The sequence below is a fragment of the Micromonospora sp. NBRC 110038 genome (assembly GCF_020884815.1).
Lineage (GTDB): Bacteria > Actinomycetota > Actinomycetes > Mycobacteriales > Micromonosporaceae > Micromonospora > Micromonospora haikouensis.
This window is the reverse complement of record NZ_BBOL01000001.1, coordinates 252248-273342: the sequence shown is the minus strand read 5'-3', so window position 1 is coordinate 273342 and position 21095 is coordinate 252248. Positions and strand designations below refer to the sequence as shown.

Genomic DNA, 21095 nt, shown 5'->3' with positions numbered 1-21095 from the left:
GAGCCCCGGAGCAACTTCCACCTGACACGCCCCTTACAGATTTTCTTCGAGTGCTCGCAAGAACAGTTGCTGCTCGCGCTTCAAGATAGCGTTACATATCGCCCGCTCGCGTGCCGACATCATTCTATCCTCCTGGCGCGCCAACGACTCCAAGTCCCGCCGAACCTCGTACAGAGCATGCTCCCAGAGCGCTATCCGATCCAGACTGGCCAAGTGGAGGCGAAGCTCCACCAAGTGCCCGTTTCGCATCCTCAACACGAGCAGGATATCGCGGTAGCCACTGCTCTGCGGGGCCTTGAATCGGTCTTTGAACCTTACGATCTGCACCTCGGGAAACCCGGTCAACCGCTCAAGAGCCTCGTACAAGTCGTCGAGGGATTCGAACTCGACCTTAGCCCCGGCCAGATCAACGAGGCGCGAAACGTCCCCCTCGTACTCGTCGATCTTGTCTCTGGCCCTTCCGCGTTCCTTTGGTCCCCGCCGCCAGCCTGCTTTGCCGACCCTCCGCCCGCCAGACTCTGCCAGCCGCTGCGCGAGATTTGTCAACTCGGGCTGCACCACCTCGGCCGCGGCATAGAGGGCATCGAGGTATTCGGCCCGGTAGGAAGCATCTCCCCGTCGACTACGGTCGAAGCCAGGTTGGCCGATAACGGCGGCTGGAATTCTGACGCTGGCACTGATTCGGAGGTGGGCGGGCTTCAGTGGCGTGGCCCCAGGCCTGGGGTTCTCTTCGATTGCCGGCTGCCCGAGGGCTTCCCCCTGGACCTCCGCAAGGGCCGAGGCGACAACATCGATCGCCTGCTGGTGCGTTGCCAAATGGTTCAGCGTCACCGGCCGTGCCGCCAAGGAGTTGGCGAGTTCCGGCGCGGCCAGAATGAGCCGCGCCACATCGGGAGTCAGCGCAAGCTGCTTCAACAATGTCGGCGCAAGCAGCGGTTCCCGTGGCGGCGGCGACTCCCAGGTGTCGGCGAGCATCTGCCGAACGTCCGGGCCGCTGAGCAGCCTCGCCAAATCCTGCGCCGCCCCATCATCAAGGCGTGGAACGAGTCGACGCAGGGTTGAGTCGTCCAGCCTGCCGGCCAACTCGGCTGGTGTGACGCCCGCAGAGAGGATCTGGTCAAGATCAGAGCTGGCCGAAACGACTTCCTCGACCGAAATGCCGTCCGAGAGACGCTGGGCGCGAGCCTCCCTGCGGACACGTCGCTCCCTGGCCTCGGCGGTCTCCTCGTCTCCTGCCCCGGGTGCAGGCAAGCTCACGCTCTCCGTGGTGCCATCGGTTCCTCTCGGCGCCGGGCTGGCCGAGCCGGGGCCTTCGAGCAGGTGCAGGCGGTTGACGTACAGCTCGTCGTCCGTGGGGTCGTCGGGGCTGGGCCGCCACTCCCGGGACCGGTCCTCCGGCTGCGGCCGTTGCCGCTGCTCCGTCACCTCTGCACGCTGGCTGAACTGCCCCGGCCCGACCCCGGCGAACGGCATCGGCCGCCCGTCCGGCCCGAGGACCAGGGCGTCGATGCCGGTCACGTTGTGCGGGGCCGGCAGCCCGCTGTGCATGTAGATCGGCATGTCGGACACGATTCCGCTCTGCGGATCCAGGTAGAGCACGCCGCCGTTCTGGTTGAGCGCCACCCAGGCATGCGACCCGCCGCCCTCGTACGTGGTGATGAGGAACGCGTAGCTGCCGTGCCCTCCGGCGCGTAGCTGCCTCTCGACGCTGCCGAACCCCCGGTTGACCACACTCCACCTGTCGCCGGCGGGAGTGCCGTCGTCGGGGTCGACGAGCTTCTGGAAGCGCCCTCCGGTGGCGTCCTCGACGCGCCCCGGGCCGCCGAGCTCGCCGCCGAGCGGCCGGCTGATGTCCCCTGCGGCGTACGCGTCGAAGGTGCGGGGCGCGGAGACCCGGGGGCGACCGTGCATCCACGTCTCGTACAGGGACAGGGTGCAGTCCAGGCAGTTGATGCCCCGGGTCGGGTCGGCGGCCGGCCCGCCGTCGTTGGCGAGCCGGAACCAGCCGCCCCGTCGGGGGTCGGCGGTGCGCAGGACCCGCCCGCCTGCGTCGCGGGGCATCGCGCGTTCGAGGTCGGACTGGTGCAGCGCCAACGGGGGCCGGAGCCCGCCCCACTGCCCGTACCGGCGGGACCGGTCGATCGGCGGCGGGTGGTCGTCTCCGGTCAGCGCCGAGGGGCCGTCGGTGTCCACCTCCCCGACGACGAGTGTCGGATCGTCCGTGTTGATCGAGTAGAAGTCGAGGGGGTCGCTGACCTCGACGAACTGCGGCGTGACCGTGCCGGCGAGCACCGCGTCGGCCAACTCCCGCGACTCGTGGGCGGCCCGCTCGTCCGCCACCGCCATCCGGTGCCACGACGTCGCGAGGTAGTCCTGCCCGCGTTGCTTCAGGCTGAGCGCGTAGGCGGCGTACTCGCTGGCGCGCCGCTGGAAGAACTCGTACCGGGAACGTAGCTCCTGGGAGTCGTCATACCGCCGGTTGTCCTCGTGCAGGGCGCGCTGCTGGTGGAAGCGGGCCTGGTAGCGATGCCGGTCGTATGCCTCGCGTTCGGCCCGCTGCCTGGCCTGCCACTCGGGTGACCTGCGCGGCGGCGGGACGGGATGGTCCGCGGACCGCGACCGCGGATCCAGCGAGCGCAGCAGCGGAAAGCGGGGCGGCGGCGGGAGCGGGCCGTCGTGTCCGGGGGCCGCCGGCCTGGCCGGGCCCGCCGGGCCCGTGCCGACCGTCGGCGGGGTCACCGGGGGCGGCGCGACGGTGCCGCTCGTCGAGGCCGGCGGGTGGGGCGTCGTCGGAGTCCCCGGCGCGCCGCCGGTGTGCGGCGCGATGCCGTCGGCGACGGTGGCAGCGGCGACGGGCGCGGGCAGGGCGCCGGCTCCCCGCGTGTCGAGCTGCGGCGGCTCGACCGGGGCGACCGCGGACAGCGTCGGGCTGACCGTCGCGCGGGAGATCCCCGGCCCGTCGGTCGCGCCGGGCGTGGCCGGCGACTGCGCCACCGGCTCCGTCGGCACCTGCGCCGACGCGGTCGACACGTGGCCGAGGTGACCGCCGTCGACCGGGCCGGAGGCGTGGGCGGCCACGAGCGACGACTCGGTTAGGGACGACGGGTGGTGCGTCCGCAGCGCGTCGCCGGCCGCCTCGACCGTGGCCGGGGCGACGGGGCCGGGCCCTCCCCCGTCGCGGGGAAGCGGGACGGGGGGACGCTCCGGGTCCGCGCCGAGGGCGCCGTCGGTCGGGGCCGGAGCGGGCGTCGCATCGGTCGGAGCCGGGGCGAGCGCGCCGAGGTCGGGTGTGGCGAAGGACGCCCCCGCGAGAGCGGCCATCCGGCCGTCGAGGCGATGCTGCAGCGCCGCGTCGGTCTGCGCGGTGGTCGACCCGGTGGCCCCGGACGCGGCGGCCCGCGCCGCGTCCTCCAGCGACACCAGGCCCTGCCCGGTGGCGAGGTTGGCCGCCTGGTCGGCGATCATCTCGCCGGTCATCTCCCGGCCGAAGTGCTCGCCGACCCGGGCCACCCGGCCGGTCGCGTGCCGCCCGAGGCCGGCCAGCGGCGCCGCCGCCCCGCCCGCCAGGCCGCCGAGCGCGGACATCCCCGCGTCGGTCAGGTCCAGGCCGTGCCGGCGGCCGGTCGAGTTCTGGTACGCCTGCGTGGCGAGCGTGATCCCCGACTCCTCGGCTGCCTCCTCCAACCCGCCGCGCGCCGCCTTCCGGGCGAGGCCGCGCATGCCGCCCTCGGCCACCCGCTTGGCGGCGCGCTCGCCGGCCTCCTTCAGGCCCTGCTTGAGGGTCTTGCGGGCGAGCTGGGCCAGCAGCTTCTTGAAGATCTGCTGCACGACGAAGCGGCTGGCGGCGATCGCGGCACCGGCGGCGGGCGAGGCGGCACCGGCGGTGAGCACCGCCGCCACCGCGAGGGAGAGCAGCTCGACGACGAGGATGCCCAGCTCGATCCAGACTTCGAGCTTGGCGCCCTCGATGTCGCAGCCGCACTCCTCGACGAGCCGGCCGAGGTCACCGCTGACCGCCAGCAGCACCGGCAGCGGGGCCTCGTCGCCCTCGGCCACCCGCTTCCAGGCCGCGTCGAACGCCTCCGCGACCGCACCGATCCCGCCGTACCCGCTGCGGACCTCACCGGCGGCGGCGACCGCGTCGGCGCGCGGACCGGCGAGGGCGTCGGCCACGGCGTACCACTGGTCGGCCAGGTCCCAGACCGCCTTCTCGTTGCCCTCCGGCCACTCGACCCCGATCACCCAGTCGAGCGCCTCGTAGACCCAGCCGGGCAGCTCCCAGGGCGCGTAGTCCAGCGGGTGCGGGATAGGGCTCGGCAGCAGGGTCACGGGGGCCTCCGAGTGGTCAGCGCCCGGCGGGCCGCTGGTCGGAGATCCGGTCGAGTCGGCCGGCGTTGTGCGCGTCGGTGCGCACGGAGTTGTCCACCGAGCGCACGACGTCCTCGCCCAGGTGCTCCAGCGCCCGACCGAGGCCCGCCCAGGCCCGCAGCAGCGTCTCCTCGAACCCCCGGTACTGCTTCTCGAACGCCGCGCCGATGTCGTCGCGCCCCCAGGGGCGGGCGGCGCTGGCCGCCGCGAGCTGGCCCCCCACCTGGGCCCGCCGGTCGGTGACGGCCTCACCGGCGGAGGTCAGGTCGGCCCCGCCGCGCCGCGCGCGGCCCGGATCCAGCCAGAGCTGCCCGTCGGTCACGTCGGTCGCTCCCCGCCCCGCATGACGGCGTCGGCCCGGCCCAGCAGGGTGTCGAAGTCACCGGTGCGGAGGAACTCCATGGCCCCCGACCCGGCCGGCAGGTAGCCGGCCACCAGGTCCTGGGTGGCGGCGACCGCTGCAACGGCGGCGCGGTGCACCGTCGAGGTGATCTTGCGGCTCAGGGCCCTGGCATCGCGGGCCTGGAGAGCGGCGGGGGTGAGCTCCACCGAGACGACGTCGCCCCGGGCACCGGCCACCACGGTCACCTGACCGTCGTCGGAGCGCGCGGTGACCCGCAGCTCCGCGAGCCTGGACCGCAGCTCGTCCAAACCGGAACGGAGCTGGCGGTATTGCCCGTGCACCTCGTCGAACCGGGCTCGCAGCGCCCGGTTGGCCTCCCGGTCCACGCTCTCGGCCAACGCCGACCTCCCCGTCACCCTCGGTACGGCAGACCATACCGGGCGCCACGGATTCCGTGGGGTCCGGTAACTTCGGGTGGGTGATCGACCGTCAGCAGGCCGAACAGCTCGCCACCGTCTGGGCCCACCGGGACTCCCAGCGCCTCGGGCACGAGTGCGCCCCGCTGGTCGAGGAGTTCGACCTCGGTTACCTGATCACGTCGACGGTGACCCCGTCGGCCGCGGTCCCCCCGGGCGACCTGCCGACCACGGTGGTGGACAAGGAGACCGGCGAGGTCTCGACGTGGCCGCGCCTGCCGTTCCCCGCCGTGCGGGAGATGTACCGGCGCAGCCGGCCGGCGCAGCCCGCGCCGCGCACCGTCGACCCGGCGAGTCAGTTGCTCCGCGAGATCCGTCGCCTGCCGACCCCCGGCACGGCCGCGCACCTGACCGTGGGCGGCCGGATGCACCGCGCGTGGGGTGCCAAGGGCGAGGCGGTGCTGCGGCACCACCGGCTCGTCCGGGAATACCTGGACGCGCAGCCGCCCGGCCACCTGGTCCGGGGGGTGGACCGGCACGCCGAGCTGATCGTCGTGTCGGACGTCCTGCACGAACACGACCACCAGCGCGCCGCCGAAGGCCGGGCCCCGGCGACCCTCGACGAGGCGCGGGTCCTCTTCGCGGGCAGCCAGTTCGAGCTGTACTGGGTGCGCGAGCCGCGCGACCCGGCGGGCGGGCCCGGCGACCGCCCCTGCGACTCGTGCCTGCGGTTCCTGGTGCACATGAACGTGCTCCCCTGGTCCGACCTGGGATTCCGGCAGCCCCGGGTGCCGGATCCGGCTCCGGCACCCGAGCCGGGCCGCTTCCCCGACGAGGTGGCCCACGCCCTCGTCGCCGCCGGCTGGGCCCCGCACGTCGGGGACGAGATCATGGCCGCCGCCGCCGTGCGGGACGTCACGGCCGTCGCCGGGGCCAACCACACCCACGTCGCGTTCCCTGCGGCGGTGGAGGCCATCACCCGGTTCCCCGGCCTGATCGGGTCTCGGCGCGGCCCCGGCCAGCAGGTGTGGATCTCGCGGTTCGACATCATGCCGCACCTGGTCGCCCACAACGCCGACACGCTCGCGGACTTCGCCGCCGTGCTCGGCGTTCGGCTGTTCCCCCTCGGCACGGAAAACCAGGAGAGCATCATCGCCGTCGACGAGCGGGGCCGGGTCTTCGCGCTGGACCAGGCCGGCGAGTGGTTCCTCGGCGACGACATCGACGCCGCCCTGACCACCCTGCTGCTCGGCCGGGCCCCCGCCCGCGTCCACGACGACGGCACCTGGTGACACCAGCCGACGAGCGCGACGCCGCCGGCCGGAGGCGCTACAACTGCACCCCGGTGAGGACCAGGACCCGCGCGTCGGTGTAGTCGTCCATGGCGCTGCGCAGGCCCTCCCGCCCGACGCCGCTGCCCTTCACGCCCCCGTACGGCATCTGGTCGGCCCGGTACGACGGCACGTCCCCGACGATCACCCCGCCGACGTCGAGGACCCGATGGGCGGCGAAGGCGACGTCGAGCCGGTGGGTGAACACGCCGGCCTGCAACCCGTACGCGGAGTCGTTGACGGCGGCGAACGCGGCGGCGTCGTTCTCGACCCGGGCGACCACGAGCACCGGCCCGAAGACCTCCTCGGCGCACACCTTGGCGTCGGCGGGCACGCCGGACAGCACGGTCGGCGGGTAGGTGGCTCCCTCGCGCCGCCCGCCCACCTCGATGGTCGCCCCGGCCACCACGGCCTCGTCGACCCACGCCTCGACCCGCTGCGCGGCCTGGACCGACACCAAGGGGCCGACGTCGGTCAGCGGGTCGGCCGGGTCGCCGGTGCGCAGCGCCTCCACGGCGGCGACCAGCCTCGGCAGGAAGGCGTCGTAGAGCCACTCGTGCACGTACACCCGCTGCACGGCGATGCACGACTGGCCGGCCTGGTAGTTGGAGAAGGTGGCGATCCGCTGCGCGGCGAAGGTGAGGTCCTCGTCGGTGTTCCAGTCCTCGCAGATCACCGCCGCCGCGTTGCCGCCCAGTTCCAGGGTGACGTGCTTGTCGGGCGCGGCCCGGCGGATGGCCGCGCCGACCGGCCCGGAACCGGTGAACGACACCACCGGCAGCCGCGGGTCGGCGACCAGCTCGGCGGCCCGCTCGTTGGGCAGCGGCAGCACCGAGAACATGCCCGCGGGCAGCTCGGTCTCGGCGAGCAGCTCGCCGAGCAGCAGCGCCGACAGCGGGGTGGCGGGGGCCGGCTTCACGATGATCGGCGCGCCGACGGCGATGGCCGGGGCGACCTTGTGCGCGACCAGGTTGAGCGGGAAGTTGAACGGCGCGATCCCCAGCACGGGCCCCTTCGGCGCCCGCCGGACCAGCGCGATCCGCCCGGTTGCGGCGGGGTCGGTGTCGAGGCGTTGCAGCTCGCCGGAGAAGCGGCGGGCCTCCTCGGCCGCCCAGCGGAACGTCGACACCGCCCGCCCCACCTCGGCCCTCGCCCACTTGACCGGCTTGCCGTTCTCGGCGGTGATCAGGTCGGCGATCTCGTCGGCCCGTTCGGCGAGCCGCCGGGAGACGTGGTCCAGGGCCGCCGCGCGGGCGTGCGCGGGCAGGGCCGCGGCCCGCGCCGCCACTGCGGCCGCCGCGGCGACGGCGGCCTCGACCTGGTCGGGCGTGGCGAGCGTGGTACGCCCCACCGGGCGACCGTCGTACGGGTGGGTGACGGTCAGCTCGCCCTCGCCGTGTGCGGGGCGGCCGGCGACGAAGAAGGCTCTCGGCTCCACACCTCGGCAGCGTAGCCGAGCCGCCGCCGCACGGTAACCAGCAATTCCCACACGGAAACAGTCGCTCATGCCCTTGTCTGCCGCGAATTCAGTAGCGAAGATGGCAGTCAGATTCCGATAACCTCCGCTGTCCGCATCCCCGGCATCCCTCGGAGACACCTGATGAGCGACCAGCAGCAGCTGCGCAACTTCGTCAACGGCGAGTACGTCGATCCTTCCGACGGCGGGTACGCCGACCTGGTCGACCCGTGCACCGGCGAGGTCTTCGCCCAGGCACCGGTCTCCGGCGCGGCGGACGTGGACGCGGCCATGCGGGCGGCCTCCGCCGCGTTCGAGACGTGGCGGGACAGCACCCCCGGCGAGCGGCAGAAGGCGCTGCTGAAGCTCGCCGACGCCGTGGAGGCGCGGGCGGCCGAGCTGGTCGACGCCGAGGTGCGCAACACGGGCAAGCCCCGCCAGCTCACCGCCGAGGAGGAGCTGCCGCCGGCGGTGGACCAGTTCCGGTTCTTCGCCGGGGCGGCCCGGCTGCTGGAGGGCCGGTCCGCCGGGGAGTACATGGCGGGCCACACCTCGTACGTGCGGCGGGAGCCGATCGGCGTGTGCGCCCAGGTCACCCCGTGGAACTACCCGCTGATGATGGCGGTGTGGAAGATCGCCCCGGCCCTCGCCGCCGGCAACACGGTGGTGCTGAAGCCGTCGGACACCACGCCGGTGTCGACGCTGCTGCTGGCCGAGATCGCCGCCGAGTTCCTCCCGCCGGGGGTGTTCAACGTGGTCTGCGGCGACCGGGACACCGGTCGTACCCTCGTGTCGCACCCGACCCCGCAGCTGGTGTCGATCACGGGCTCGACCCGGGCGGGCATGGAGGTCGCCTCCGCCGCCGCGCCGGACCTGAAGCGGACCCACCTGGAGCTGGGCGGCAAGGCCCCGGTGGTGATCTTCGACGACGCGGACGTGGCGGCGGCGGCCGAGGCAATCGCCGTGGGCGGCTACTTCAACGCGGGCCAGGACTGCACGGCGGCGACGCGGGTGCTGGCCGGTCCGGGCATCCACGACGACTTCGTGGCGGCGCTCGCCGAGCAGGCCCGCAACACGCGCACCGGCGCGCCGGACGACGCCGACGTGCTGTACGGCCCGCTGAACAACGCCAACCAGCTCGCCCGGGTCAGCGGCTTCGTCGACCGGCTGCCCGACCACGCGAGCGTGCAGACGGGCGGGTCGCGGGTCGGCGAGCGCGGCTTCTTCTACTCCCCCACCGTCGTCTCCGGGGTGCGGCAGGCCGACGAGATCATCCAGCAGGAGGTGTTCGGGCCGGTCATCACCGTGCAGCGCTTCTCCGACGAGGACGAGGCGGTGCGCTGGGCCAACGGCGTCGACTACGGCCTGTCGGCGTCGGTGTGGACGCGCGACCACGGCCGGGCGATGCGGATGACCCGCCGGCTGGACTTCGGCTGCGTCTGGGTCAACACGCACATCCCGTTCGTGTCGGAGATGCCCCACGGCGGGTTCAAGCACTCCGGGCACGGCAAGGACCTGTCGGTCTACAGCCTGGAGGACTACACCCGGATCAAGCACGTCATGCACAACATCGAGGGCTGACCAATGCCGTCCTCGGAGGAGCTGCACAAGCGGCGGGGCGCGGCCGTGGCGCGGGGCGTCGGCAGCGTCGTCGGCGCGTACGTGGACCGGGCCGGCGGCGGCACGATCACCGACGTCGACGGGCGGGAGTGGATCGACTTCGCCGCCGGCATCGCGGTCACCAACGTCGGAAACTCCGCCCCGCGTGTGGTGGAGGCGGTGCGCGAGCAGGTCGAGCGGTTCACCCACACCTGCTTCATGGTCGCGCCGTACGAGTCGTACGTGGCGGTGTGCGAGCAGCTCAACGCGCTCACCCCGGGCGGCTTCGAGAAGCGCTCCGCGCTGTTCAACTCGGGCGCGGAGGCGGTGGAGAACGCCGTGAAGATCGCCCGGCACGCCACGGGGCGGCCGGCGGTGGTGGTGTTCGACCACGCGTACCACGGGCGGACCAACCTGACGATGGCGCTGACGGCGAAGAACATGCCGTACAAGCACCGGTTCGGGCCGTTCGCCGGGGAGGTCTACCGGGTGCCGATGTCGTACCCGCTGCGCGACGGGGGGCTGTCCGGGGCCGAGGCGGCGGCGCGGGCCATCGAAACGGTGGAGAAGCAGGTCGGGGCGGAGAACGTGGCCGCGCTGCTGATCGAGCCAATCCAGGGCGAGGGTGGTTTCGTCGTACCCGCGCAGGGGTTCCTGCCGGCGCTGCGCGAGTGGGCGACGGCGGCCGGGGTGGTCTTCGTCGCCGACGAGATCCAGACGGGTTTCTGCCGCACCGGCGACTGGTTCGCCTGCGACCACGAGGGCGTCGTGCCGGACCTGGTGACCCTGGCGAAGGGCATCGCGGGCGGGCTGCCGCTGGCGGCCGTGACGGGCCGGGCCGAGCTGATGGACGCGGTGCACGTGGGCGGCCTCGGCGGCACGTACGGCGGCAACCCGATCGCCTGCGCGGCGGCGCTCGCGTCGATCGAGACCATGCACGAGCTGGATTTGGCCGCCGCCGCCCGCCGCATCGGCGCGACGCTGGCCGACCGGCTGCGCGCCATCGCCGCCCGCGACGCGCGGGTCGCCGAGGTACGCGGCCGGGGCGCGATGCTCGCCGTGGAGCTGGTGCAGCCGGGCACCCTGGTCCCGGACCCGGCCGCCGCGGCGGCGGTGTCGGCGGCCTGCCACGCCGCCGGCCTGCTCACCCTGACCTGCGGCACGTACGGCAACGTGCTGCGCTTCCTGCCCCCGCTGGTCATCTCCGACGCGGAGCTGGCCCGGGGCCTGGACATCCTCGACGCCGCCTTCGGCTGAGCCGGGTTCTGCGGGGCGGCCGGCGACCTGTCATCGGTCGCCGGCCGCCCCGCCACCCGGCCTGAGCGCAGCACCACATTCAGCGCAGCACCTCGACCACGTTGCGCCGTACGACGTTCTTCCCCGGCTCCCGCACCAGCTCCATCGCGGCGGCATTGAGCAGCACACAACTGCCCGACGGGCCGGTAACCACCACGGTCACCGCACGACCGTTGTCCAGGTTGGTCACCCGCAACCGCGTACCCACCGGAAAGCGGTCACTCGTCGCCGCCGGCGCACCACCCTCCGCCGAGAACGTCACCGAACCCTGGCAGGCGCTCGGCCGTGCGGGTGGGGCCGCCGTCGCACCCCCGGGCTGGGCACCGGGCTGGGCCGTTGCCCCGCCGGACTGCGCGGGTGTGCCGCCGCCGTCGAGGCGTTCCACCACGTTGCGCCGCACGACGTTCTTGCCTGGCTCCCGGACGAGGTCCATCGCGGCGGCGTTGAGCAGCACACAACTCCCCGACGGGCCGGTAACCACCACCGTCACCGCACGACCGTTGTCCAGATTGGTCACCCGCAACCGCGTACCCACCGCAAACCGGTCACTCGTCGCCGCCGGCCCACCACCCTCCGCCGAGAACGTCACCGAACCCTGGCACACGCTCTGCCGAGCCGGTGCCGTCTCGGCGAAGCCGAGGCCCGTCCCGACCGCCACCACCGCCGAGGCGACCACGGCCACCCCCGCCGCCAGGACATGCGTTCGCCGTACCCTCACGTGCCTCTCCCGTCGTCCGATGATCGGCCTACGCCGAGCGGTACGGACTGGGAGCGCTGCCGGGTTCAGCCATCGGTCAGGAAGGTTTCCGATTCCGGGGCCGACGGCGTGTCCGCGCAAGGGCTGTCAGGAAGGGGCCCTTCCTATACCGAAAGCGCTAACAGGGGCCCTTCCTTCTCAGCGTCAGGCGATCTGGCGCAGGTCGTTGCCGTAGTCGAAGATGATCCGGAGCCGCGCACCCAGCGCCGCCGCGTAACGGCTCAGGGTGGCGACCTCGTTGACGTCGAGATCGCCGTTCTCGATCTGACTGACCCGTCCCGGCGTCACCCCCATCAGCTCGGCGACCTGGCGCTGGGTGAGCCCGAGCCGCTTGCGCTCCTCGGCGAGGTGGAAGGCGCTCACCCATGCCTCGGTCCGGGCCCGCTCCTGCTCATACGCCCCGTCGTCGTCGCGGAGTTCCTCCCGGACGTTCTCCCAGTCGTGGAACTCGGTCACGTCTTCCCCCTTCGCTGACTCTCGTGGTGCAACCATGCCTTGTAGGCGATCTCGGCCAGCGGGATGTTCTCCTGGTACCACCGGGTCCAGTTGTGCGCCTTGTTGCCGGCGACGAGCAGCACCGCCTGGGACCACGGATCGAAGACGAACAGCACCCGGACTGCGACGTCCCGCCCGGATCTCGGCCGCAGCTCCTTGAGGTTGCTGATGCTCGACCCGCGCAGGGTGTCCACGAGCGGGCGGCCGAGCGCCGGCCCTACCTCCGCGAGCATGTCGACCGCGACGCTCACGGATCGGTAGGTGTCCAGGTCGGTCCGCCGGAGTTCGCGGAGCCATTCCCGGACTTCCCCGGTGACCCGCACGGACCAACGCCGACTCGCTGCCGCACCCATGCCGAAACTATAGCTCAGGCTAAACAAGCGCAGGTCGCACTTCGGTGCTACCGGGTCACCGGTCCTCCATGCCCCAGGGGGAGCCGTAGCCGGTGAGCAGGTCGAGGAACGGGCGCGGGGGCAGCGCCTCGGGGCCGATGACCCCGGCCCCCGACCACTCCCCCGTGGCGAGCAGTTCCAGGGCGACGACCGGGTTGACGGCGGTCTGCCAGACGACGGCCTGGTGGCCGTACTCGGCCATGGACCACTCGTTGTCGACGACGTGGTAGAGGTAGACCTCGCGGGGCTCGCCGTCCTTCCCGACGCCCGTGACCCAGGTGCCGGCGCAGGTCTTGCCGCGCATCCGGTCGCCGAGGGTGGCCGGGTCGGGCAGGGCGGCGGCGACCACGTCGCGCGGGGACATCCGCACGCCGCGCACGGTGACCGGCTCGGTGGAGTCGAGGCCGAGCTTGTGCAGGGTGCGCAGGACCTCGATGAACTCCTCGCCGAGGCCGTACTTGAAGGTGACCCGCCGGGCGTCGACCCAGCGCGGGATGAGCAGCACCTCCTCGTGCTCGACGTTGACGCACTCGACGGGGCCGATGCCCTCGGGGAAGTGGAACACCTCGGGCTCGCTGAACGGTTCGGTGGTGAACCAGCCCCGGTCGCGTTCCCAGATCACCGGCGGGTTGAGGCACTCCTCGATGGTGGTCCAGATGGAGAACGACGGGGCGAAGTCGTAGCCCTCGACCGTCAGGTTCGCGCCGTCGCGTACCCCGATCTCGTCGATCTCGGCGAACAGCTCGTCGGCGGCGTAGCGGGCGAAGACGTCGGACAGGCCCGGTTCGACGCCGATGCCGCACAGGGCGAGCCGGCCGGCGGACGCCCAGCGGTCGGCGACGGCGAACTGCTCGTCGCCGAGCTTCACCCCGGTCTCGGCGTAGGGGCGCTTCGGGTGCGGGTGGGACAGGGACATGGCCATGTCGAGGTAGTCGGCGCCGGCCGCGTACGCGCCGTCGAAGATCGGCATGACGAAGCGCGGGTCGACGGCGTTGAGCACGTGGGTGATCCGGTGTTCGCGGCACAGCGCGGCGACGGCGTCGGCGGAGGAGGCGTCGACGGTCGCGGCGACGAACCGGTCGCCGTGGCCGGCGACGGCCCGCGCGGCGCGGGCGGCGTCGGCGTCGGCGACGACCATGGTGTCGAAGAATGTTCGGCGGGCGGCGATGGCGGCGGCGGCGGAGCCGACCCCGCCGGCGCCGACGAGCAGGATACGCATCAGGAATCGAACCCCAAACCAAGACGATCGAGCGTACGGAGCCACGGGTTGCGCCGGCCGTCGCGCGCGTCGGCGCGGGCCAGCGACCAGCGGGTGAGGTGGATGCCGGCGGCCCGGACGGGCTCCGGCGGGAACGGCAGCGGCTTGCCCCGGACGAGGGCGAGCCGGGTGAGCGGGGTGTCCGTGCCGGCGAGCAGGTCGAGCATGACGCGCGCGCCGAACCGGGTGGCCCCGACGCCGAGGCCGGTGTAGCCGGCGGCGTAGGCGAGCCGGCCGTCGTAGGCGGTGCCGAAGAACGGGCAGAACCGGGTGCAGGTGTCGATGACGCCGCCCCAGCGGTGGCTGAACCGGACGTCGGCGAGTTGCGGGAACGTGGTGAAGAAGTGCTCGGCGAGGGCGGTGAAGGTGGCGGGGCGCTGCTCCAACTCGGGGGCGACCCGGTTGCCGTGGTGGTAGACGGCGTCGTAGCCGCCGAACAGGATCCGCCCGTCGCGGGTGATCCGGTAGTAGTGGAACTGGTTGCCGGTGTCGGCGAGGCCCTGCCGGTTGCGCCAGCCGATCGCGTCGCGCTGGGCGTCAGTCAGCGGCTCGGTCATCAGCGCGTAGTCGTAGACGGGCACGACCCAGGCCCGCAGTCGCCGCAGCAGCGGCGGGAACGCGTTGGTGGTGAGCACGACCCGGCGGGCGCGGACGACGCCGGGGGCCTGCTCGACGCCGCCGGCCGTGCTGGCCGCCAGGGCGGCGGCGTCGCCGCGCAGCCCGGTGACCCGGGTGTGCTCGTGGATCCGGACGCCCAGGTCGAGGCAGGCACGGCGCAGGCCCCAGGCGAGCTTCGCCGGGTCGAGCATGGCCACCCGGTCACGGTCCCACATCCCGCCGAGGTACGTCGGCGAGTCCACCTCGGCGCGCACCTCGGCGCGGTCGAGCAGCCGCACGTCGTGGCCGAAGCCGCGGGCCAGCTCCGCGTCCTCGGCGAGCCCGTCGAGCTGGTACGGCCGCACGGCCACAGCCAGCTCGCCGGTGCGCTCGAAGTCGCAGTCGATGCCGTACGCGTCGACGGTGGCGGCGATCGCGGCGAGGTTCTCCCGGCCGAGGCGTTCCAGCTCGGCGACCTCCCCGGGGAACCGGGCGACGCCGTTGGCGAGGCCGTGCGTGAGCGAGGCGGAGCAGAACCCGCCGTTGCGCCCCGACGCGGCCCAGCCGCAGGTGCCCGCGTCGACGAGCAGCACGTCGGCGTCGGGGTCGGCCTGCTTGGCGAGCAGGGCGGCCCAGAGCCCCCCGTACCCGCCGCCGATCACCAGCAGGTCGGCGGTGTGCGCGCCGGTCAGCGGGGGCAGCGGGTCGGGGCGTTCGGGCCGGTCGAGCCAGTACGGTACGGGCGCCGCGTCGGCGAGCGCCCGGCCGGTATGCGGGAGGATCATGACGGGCTCTTCGCCCGCCGGCCGGTCGCCGGTGCGACCGGGAGGGTGTGCCGGCGGGCCCGCCGCCCGCGCAGCGAGCTGAGCCCGACGAGCAGCAGCGCGATGGCGAACATGGCCGTGCCGATGACGTTGACCTGCGGCGGGATGCCCCGCTGGGCGGCACCCCAGACGTACATGGGGAACGTGACGGTGGTGCCGGCGTTGAAGTTGGTGATGATGAAGTCGTCGAAGCTGAGCGAGAACGCCAGCAGCGCGGCGGCCACGATGCCGGGGAGCACCAACGGCAGGGTGACCAGGCGGAACGTCTGCCACGGGCTGGCGTACAGGTCGGCGGCGGCCTCCTCCAGCCGGCGGTCCATGCCGGCGAGCCGGGCCTTGACGGTGACCACCACGAACGACACGCAGAACATGACGTGGGCGATGACGACGGTCCAGAAGCCCTGCGGCACCCCGGCGGAGACGAACAGCGCCAGCAGCGAGGTGCCCATGACCAGCTCGGGGGTGGCCATCGGCAGGAAGATCAGCACGTTGATGCCGGAGCGGCCGGTGAACCGGTGCCGCACCAGCGCGAACGCCATCAGCGTGCCGAGCACGGTGGCGACGACGGTGGCGATGAAGCCGATCTGCACGCTGCGCACCAGGGCGTCGCACATGTCGGAGGTGGCGCAGGGCTGCCGCCAGTTGTCGAGGGTGAACTCGTTGAAGTCGTACGACAGGCGGCTCGACGGGCGGTTGAACGACAGGGCGGCGACCACGGCGATGGGCAGCGACAGGTAGCCGAGGACGAGCAGGGCGACGCCCATCACCCAGTGGTCGGCGAGCCAGCGGGAGACTCTCACAGCACCTCCTCCGTGCCGGCCCGGCGCAGGTAGACGAAGACCACCGCGAGGATCGCCGCCATCAGCAGGAACGACAGGGCCGCGCCCTGCGGGTAGTCCAGCCGGACCAGGAACGCCGAGTCGATGACGTTGCCGATCATGTATTCGTTGGGGGTGCCGAGCAGCTCGGCGTTGATGTAGTCGCCGGTGGCCGGGATGAAGAACAGCAGCGTGCCGGCGATCAGGCCGGGCATCGACAGCGGCAGGGTGACCCGGCGGAACGTCTGCACCGGGCTCGCGTACAGGTCGCCGGCCGCCTCCAGCAGCCGGTAGTCGAGCCGCTCCAGGCTCGCGTACAGCGGCAGGACCAGAAACGGCAGGAAGTTGTACGTCAGCCCGAGCACCACCGCGACGGGGGTGGCGAGCAGCCGGCCGTCGGGGCCGAGCAGGTGCACGTCGCGCAGCAGCCCGACCAGAGCGCCGTTGTCGGACAGGATCGTCTTCCAGGCCAGGGTGCGCACCAGGAAGCTGGTGAACATGGGGGCGACGACGCAGACCAGCAGCAGGTTCTTCCACCGGCCGGCCTTCTGGGCGATCGCGTACGCCAGCGGGTAGCCCATCAGCAGGCCCAGCACGAGCGCGATCCCGGCGTAGAGGAACGACCGGCCGAGCTGCGGCCAGTACGCCTGCACCGCGTCGGGGTAGTTGCCGAACGCCCAGGTCAGCGCGTACCCGGTGGAGAGGGAACCGCTGGGGTCGTAGAGGCTGGCGGCGGCGAGTTGGAACAGCGGCACGGCGAAGAACAGCAGCAGCCAGGCCGCGCCGGGCAGGAGCAGCAGGTACGGCAGCAGCCGGTGCCGCCCGCCCCGGGGCGGCGGCGGGGGCGTCGCCGGTTGCCCCGTCGACGTGGGCACGTGGGCCAGCGCGGTCACGAGGACGCACCCACCGGCTCGTCGAGCAGCCCGGCGGTGGCGTCGTCCGCGCCGGGCGGGCGGGGCAGCAGGAACGCGTGCCGGGGGTCCCAGTGCGCCACCACGGACGCGCCGACGGGCACCCGGCCGCCGAGCCCGCTGTTCGCCGCGAACGCGGTCAGTTCGCTGCCCCACCCGGTGCGCACCAGATACTGGGTGCTGACCCCCACGTACGAGGCGTCGGTGACCACCCCGGTGACGTACTGGTGGCCGGCGGGGACCCGGTCGGCGGCGTCAACGAGGTGCAGCTTCTCGGGGCGTACCCCCAGGTAGACCGGGCCCGAGGCGACGCGGGCGCGGCCGGCGGGCACGGAGTAGCGCGCGCCGTGGGCGGTGACCGGCACGTCGGACCCGGCGGGCCCGGCGGCCTCGGCGGCGAGCAGGTTGGACTGGCCGAGGAAGTTCGCCACGAACGCGGTGGCCGGGTACTCGTAGATGTCGGCGGGCGCGCCGAGCTGCTCGATCTTGCCGGCGTTCATCACCGCGACCGTGTCGGCCATGGTCATGGCCTCCTCCTGGTCGTGGGTGACGTGCACGAAGGTGATGCCGACCTCGGTCTGGATGCGCTTGAGCTCGATCTGCATCTGCCGGCGCAGCTTCAGGTCGAGCGCGCCGAGCGGCTCGTCGAGCAGCAGCACCTGCGGCCGGTTGATCAGCGCCCGGGCGAGCGCGACGCGCTGCTGCTGCCCGCCGGAGAGCTGGGCGGGCCGGCGGTGGCCGAAGTCGGCGAGCTGCACCAGGGCGAGCATCCGGTTGACCTCGGCGTCGACCGAGCGGATGCCGCGCCGACGCAGCCCGAACGCCACGTTGTCGAAGATGTCGAGGTGCGGGAAGAGCGCGTAGCTCTGGAACACGGTGTTGACCGGCCGCTTGTACGGGCGCAGCCGGGCGATGTCCCGGTCGCCGAGGAGCACCTGCCCGCTCGTCGGCTGCTCCAGGCCGGCGATCATGCGCAGGGTGGTGGTCTTGCCGCAGCCGGACGCCCCGAGCAGGGCGAAGAACGAGCCCTGCGGGATGGTCAGGCCGAGGTCGTCGACCGCGGTGAAGATGCCGAACCTCTTGGTCAGGTTGACCAGCCGCAGGTCGCCGGCCGGCGCGTCGTGTCCCGTCGTCTTCGCGCTCATCCCCGTCACGCCCCGATGACCTGCTGGAACTTGCCCTCGAACTCCTTCTCCTGCTTCTCGTCCAGGGCCATGAACACCTTGGACTTCGACAGCAGCGCCTCGTCGGGGAAGATCAGCGGGTTGGCGGCCAACTCCGGGTCGATCTTCTCCATCTCGGCCTTCGCGCCCTGCACGGGGCAGATGTAGTTGACGTACGCGGCGAGCTTCGCGGCGACGGCCGGCTCGTAGTAGTAGTTGATCAGCTCTTCGGCGTTCGCCTTGTGGGTGGCCTTGTTGGGCACCATCATGTTGTCGCTGAAGAGCATCACGCCGGAGTCGGGCGCGACGAACTTGATCTTGTCGTTCTCCCCGGAGAGCTGGATGATGTCGCCGGACCAGCCGACGCACGCCGCGATGTCGCCCTTGGCCAGGTCGGGGGCGTAGTCGTTGCCGGTGAACTTGCGGATCTGCCCGGAGTCGACGGCCCTCTTGAGCTTGTTGAGCGCGTCGTCGAACTGGGCGGTGGTGAAGTTCGCCGGGTCGTGCCCGTTGGACTGCATCAGCAGGCCCATCGTGTCGCGCATCTCGGACAGCGCGGTGACCTTGCCCTTGAGGTCGGGCCGCGTCAGCAGCTCGTCGACGGTGCGGATCTCCTTCGTGACCGACCCGTTGTAGGCGAGGCCGGCCAGGCCGGACTGCCACGGCACGGCGATCCGGCTGTCCGGGTCGAAGGAGCGGTTGAGCAGCGACGGCAGCAGGTTCGCCGCCACGTTGGGGATCTTCGCCGGGTCGAGCTTCTGGATCCAGCCGAGCCGGATCATCCGGGCGGCCATCCAGTCGGTGAGCACGATGATGTCCCGCCCGGTGCCCTGACAGGCCGCGAGCTGGTTCTGCACTTTGCCGAAGAACTCGTTGTTGTCGTTGATGTCCTCGGTGTAGGTGACCTGGATCCCGGTCTTCGCGACGAACGCGTCCAGGCTGGGGCGCTTCGATTCGTCCTTCTCGTCGACGTCCATGTACTGCGGCCAGTTCGAGAACGCCAGCTTCTTCTCCGTGCCGGAGAGGTCTTCGCTGACGCAGCCGGCCTCGGTCTGCACGGCGCCCTTGGTGCCGCAGCCGGCGAGCGCGCCCGCCGTGGCGAGCATCGCGGCCGAGCCGAGGGTGCCGGTGAGCAGACCACGCCGGGTGAGGGGCCGGAGGGGAGTTCGCATGTGACGACTCCTAGGGGGTCATCGTCGGCGGGCGGGACGGGGGAGGCCCGACGGCGGGAGGGTCTTCAGGCGATGGACGACTGATCCTGACATGAGCCGACGTGCCTCACAAGGGATTCCGTTGCGGGCATAGCAATGCACCACGAATTACGCCAGACTGCGCCGGGGCACTACGATCCTGGAGGAGAAGCGGACATGGGGAGCTGACGATGGTCATCCGACAGCAGGAGAGCGGCGGCGGGGGTCGACGCGTCGCCGTGCGTGAAGGTGCCAGTCACGCTCTGTTGGACGACGTCGCCAAGCAGATCATCGAGCAGCTCCAGGAGGACGGCCGCCGGCCGTACGCGACGATCGGCAAGGCGGTCGGCCTGTCCGAGGCGGCGGTGCGCCAGCGGGTGCAGCGGCTGCTCGACGCCGGGGTGATGCAGATCGTCGCGGTCACCGACCCGCTCCAGCTCGGCTTCCCCCGGCAGGCCATGATCGGCCTACGCACCGACGGGGACCTGGAGACGGTGGCCGACCGGCTCGCCGAGTTCGAGGAGGTCGACTACGTGGTGATCACCGCCGGGTCGTTCGACCTGCTCGCCGAGGTGGTGTGCCGCAACGACGCACACCTGCTGGAGATCCTGCAGCGGCTGCGCGCCGTCGACGGGGTGCTCGCCACCGAGGCGTTCGTCTATCTCAAGCTGCGCAAGCAGACCTACAGCTGGGGCACCGCCTGAGCCTGCCCGACGAAGGCCCGCCAGGCGGCCGGGGCGAAGCTCAGGATGCCGCCGTCGCGATCCTTGCTGTCGCGCACCAGCACCCGGCCGGGCAGGTTGTCGGCCACCTCGACGCAGTCACCGCCGTTGTTGCTGCTGCGGGTCGCGGTGCGCCACCGGGCACCGGCCAGCGCGCCCATGGGTGCGTCCGTCGGCGCGTCGGTCAGCTCCACGTCGTCGCCACCTCCCTGATCAGCTCGATCGACTGGCGGCGGGGCAGCGCCTCGCCGGTGACGCTCTCCCACCTGCGCCCCAGGCTAGCAACGTCGACCGGGTCGCTGACGACCTGACCGCGTAGCTGGTTGTCGATATAAGCCAATTCCGTCCCGTCGGGCAAACCGGCAAGGACGAACGGCCCGGCCAGCCCGGTGTGCCACGGGTTCTCGGCCGGGATCACCCGCACCTGCACGTGCTCCCGCCCGGCCAGCGCCGCGAGGTGGGCGACCTGCCCGGCCATCACCGCCCGGTCGCCGACCACCCGACGCAGCACCACCTCGTCGATCACCGCGACGAGTCGCGGCGGGGCCTCGGCGTCGAGGATCGCCTGCCGGTCGAGCCGGCCGGCGACGATCCGCTCCACCTCGGCCGGCGGCAGCAGCCCGCCGGTGCTCAGGACCGCCCGCGCGTACGCCTCGGTCTGGAGCAGCCCCGGCACCAGCAACGGCTGGTAGGAGCGGATCGAGATGGCGACCTGCTCCAGCTCGGCCCACTTGCGGAACCAGGGCAGGTCCCGGCGGCGAAACGGCTCCGGCCACAGCTCGGCGGCCTCCCGACCGAGCACCTTGGCCACCGCCAACCGGGTGCGCGCGTGCGGGATGCGTCCCTGCGACACCCACCGGCCGGCCGTCTTCGGATCGACCCGGACCTTGCCCGCCAGCGACTCGGCGGTCTCCCCCACGGCGGCCATCGCCACCCGCAGCGTCTCGTTGCCCATCGCACCTCCTGTCGCGGTCACGCGCAGTGGGCACCATAGCGACGCAGGGTGCCGGCGGTGGGCCCGAAACGGCAGGTGGCGGCGGGACCTGTTCCGCACGTCTCGTGCGCATTCGAGATGGGTGTCGAACGCCCGGCCAACGCCCCGACAACGTCCACCACCCACCGGACTACCGGCCCCGCCCCTACCCACCCGCCCGGCCGC

General features: G+C 72.5%; 19 protein-coding genes. 4 read left to right on the top strand and 15 right to left on the bottom strand.

Annotated elements, in window-relative coordinates; translation table 11 throughout:
• Positions 1-33 precede the first annotated feature (33 nt).
• From LPU61_RS01200 to LPU61_RS01190, 3 genes are read right to left on the bottom strand one after another with little or no spacing between them, the layout of a single operon-like run.
• The gene (locus tag LPU61_RS01200; RefSeq protein ID WP_229403807.1) at positions 34-4329 is read right to left on the bottom strand and encodes a toxin glutamine deamidase domain-containing protein; all 4296 of its coding nucleotides are present in this window, start codon (positions 4327-4329) and stop codon (positions 34-36) included.
• Between the two features lie 16 nt (positions 4330-4345).
• On the bottom strand, positions 4346-4690 hold the full coding sequence (locus LPU61_RS01195) for a hypothetical protein (RefSeq protein ID WP_043962003.1): 345 nt from the start codon (positions 4688-4690) through the stop codon (positions 4346-4348).
• Positions 4687-5109: a YbaB/EbfC family nucleoid-associated protein gene (locus LPU61_RS01190; protein ID WP_043962002.1), complete on the bottom strand. Its 423-nt coding sequence runs from the start codon at positions 5107-5109 to the stop codon at positions 4687-4689. The genes LPU61_RS01195 and LPU61_RS01190 overlap by 4 nt, the downstream gene beginning before the upstream one ends.
• An 80-nt stretch (positions 5110-5189) precedes the next feature.
• Here LPU61_RS01190 and LPU61_RS01185 point away from each other — a divergent pair, with 80 nt between their 5' ends.
• Positions 5190-6419, top strand: a complete 1230-nt coding sequence (locus LPU61_RS01185) for an SUKH-3 domain-containing protein (RefSeq protein WP_052503823.1) — start codon at positions 5190-5192, stop codon at positions 6417-6419.
• Between the two features lie 37 nt (positions 6420-6456).
• On the opposite strand, the gene LPU61_RS01180 is transcribed toward LPU61_RS01185, so the two are convergent.
• Complete coding sequence (locus tag LPU61_RS01180; protein ID WP_229403805.1) at positions 6457-7896, bottom strand: aldehyde dehydrogenase family protein; 1440 nt, start codon at positions 7894-7896, stop codon at positions 6457-6459.
• Between the two features lie 162 nt (positions 7897-8058).
• Here LPU61_RS01180 and LPU61_RS01175 point away from each other — a divergent pair, with 162 nt between their 5' ends.
• Positions 8059-9495: a gamma-aminobutyraldehyde dehydrogenase gene (locus LPU61_RS01175; RefSeq protein ID WP_043962000.1), complete on the top strand. Its 1437-nt coding sequence runs from the start codon at positions 8059-8061 to the stop codon at positions 9493-9495.
• 3 nt (positions 9496-9498) lie between these two features.
• On the top strand, positions 9499-10770 hold the full coding sequence (gene gabT, locus LPU61_RS01170; protein ID WP_229403804.1) for a 4-aminobutyrate--2-oxoglutarate transaminase: 1272 nt from the start codon (positions 9499-9501) through the stop codon (positions 10768-10770).
• Between the two features lie 79 nt (positions 10771-10849).
• On the opposite strand, the gene LPU61_RS01165 is transcribed toward gabT, so the two are convergent.
• From LPU61_RS01165 to LPU61_RS01125, 9 genes are all read right to left on the bottom strand, one after another.
• Positions 10850-11527, bottom strand: coding sequence for a septal ring lytic transglycosylase RlpA family protein (locus LPU61_RS01165; RefSeq protein WP_229403803.1), 678 nt, complete (start codon positions 11525-11527; stop codon positions 10850-10852).
• Between the two features lie 183 nt (positions 11528-11710).
• Positions 11711-12022, bottom strand: a complete 312-nt coding sequence (locus LPU61_RS01160; RefSeq protein ID WP_043961997.1) for a helix-turn-helix transcriptional regulator — start codon at positions 12020-12022, stop codon at positions 11711-11713.
• Entirely contained in the window at positions 12019-12312 is a 294-nt protein-coding gene (locus LPU61_RS01155) for a type II toxin-antitoxin system RelE/ParE family toxin (protein ID WP_374199554.1), read from the bottom strand. Before LPU61_RS01155 ends, LPU61_RS01160 begins: the two co-directional genes overlap by 4 nt.
• A 157-nt stretch (positions 12313-12469) precedes the next feature.
• Positions 12470-13672, bottom strand: a complete 1203-nt coding sequence (locus LPU61_RS01150) for a saccharopine dehydrogenase family protein (RefSeq protein ID WP_043961996.1) — start codon at positions 13670-13672, stop codon at positions 12470-12472.
• Positions 13672-15093: an FAD-binding oxidoreductase gene (locus tag LPU61_RS01145; protein ID WP_229403802.1), complete on the bottom strand. Its 1422-nt coding sequence runs from the start codon at positions 15091-15093 to the stop codon at positions 13672-13674. Before LPU61_RS01145 ends, LPU61_RS01150 begins: the two co-directional genes overlap by 1 nt.
• Positions 15090-15932 carry an ABC transporter permease gene (locus LPU61_RS01140; RefSeq protein WP_229403800.1) on the bottom strand — a complete coding sequence of 281 codons (843 nt, stop codon included), beginning with the start codon at positions 15930-15932 and terminating at the stop codon, positions 15090-15092. Before LPU61_RS01140 ends, LPU61_RS01145 begins: the two co-directional genes overlap by 4 nt.
• Positions 15929-16843, bottom strand: a complete 915-nt coding sequence (locus LPU61_RS01135; protein WP_052503643.1) for an ABC transporter permease — start codon at positions 16841-16843, stop codon at positions 15929-15931. The genes LPU61_RS01140 and LPU61_RS01135 overlap by 4 nt, the downstream gene beginning before the upstream one ends.
• The gene (locus LPU61_RS01130; RefSeq protein WP_043963996.1) at positions 16840-18006 is read right to left on the bottom strand and encodes an ABC transporter ATP-binding protein; all 1167 of its coding nucleotides are present in this window, start codon (positions 18004-18006) and stop codon (positions 16840-16842) included. The genes LPU61_RS01135 and LPU61_RS01130 overlap by 4 nt, the downstream gene beginning before the upstream one ends.
• 5 nt (positions 18007-18011) lie before the next feature.
• Positions 18012-19196, bottom strand: coding sequence for a spermidine/putrescine ABC transporter substrate-binding protein (locus tag LPU61_RS01125; RefSeq protein WP_043961994.1), 1185 nt, complete (start codon positions 19194-19196; stop codon positions 18012-18014).
• A 209-nt stretch (positions 19197-19405) separates the two neighbouring features.
• Here LPU61_RS01125 and LPU61_RS01120 point away from each other — a divergent pair, with 209 nt between their 5' ends.
• Positions 19406-19918: an Lrp/AsnC family transcriptional regulator gene (locus LPU61_RS01120; protein WP_043961993.1), complete on the top strand. Its 513-nt coding sequence runs from the start codon at positions 19406-19408 to the stop codon at positions 19916-19918.
• On the opposite strand, the gene LPU61_RS01115 is transcribed toward LPU61_RS01120, so the two are convergent.
• Together LPU61_RS01115 and LPU61_RS01110 are read right to left on the bottom strand one after the other, a co-directional pair.
• A complete protein-coding gene (locus LPU61_RS01115; protein ID WP_043963994.1) occupies positions 19897-20097 on the bottom strand; it encodes a DUF397 domain-containing protein in 201 nt (66 codons plus the stop codon). The genes LPU61_RS01120 and LPU61_RS01115 overlap by 22 nt on opposite strands.
• A gap of 23 nt (positions 20098-20120) precedes the next feature.
• Positions 20121-20891: a DUF5753 domain-containing protein gene (locus tag LPU61_RS01110; protein WP_229403793.1), complete on the bottom strand. Its 771-nt coding sequence runs from the start codon at positions 20889-20891 to the stop codon at positions 20121-20123.
• Between the last annotated feature and the right edge of the window lie 204 nt (positions 20892-21095).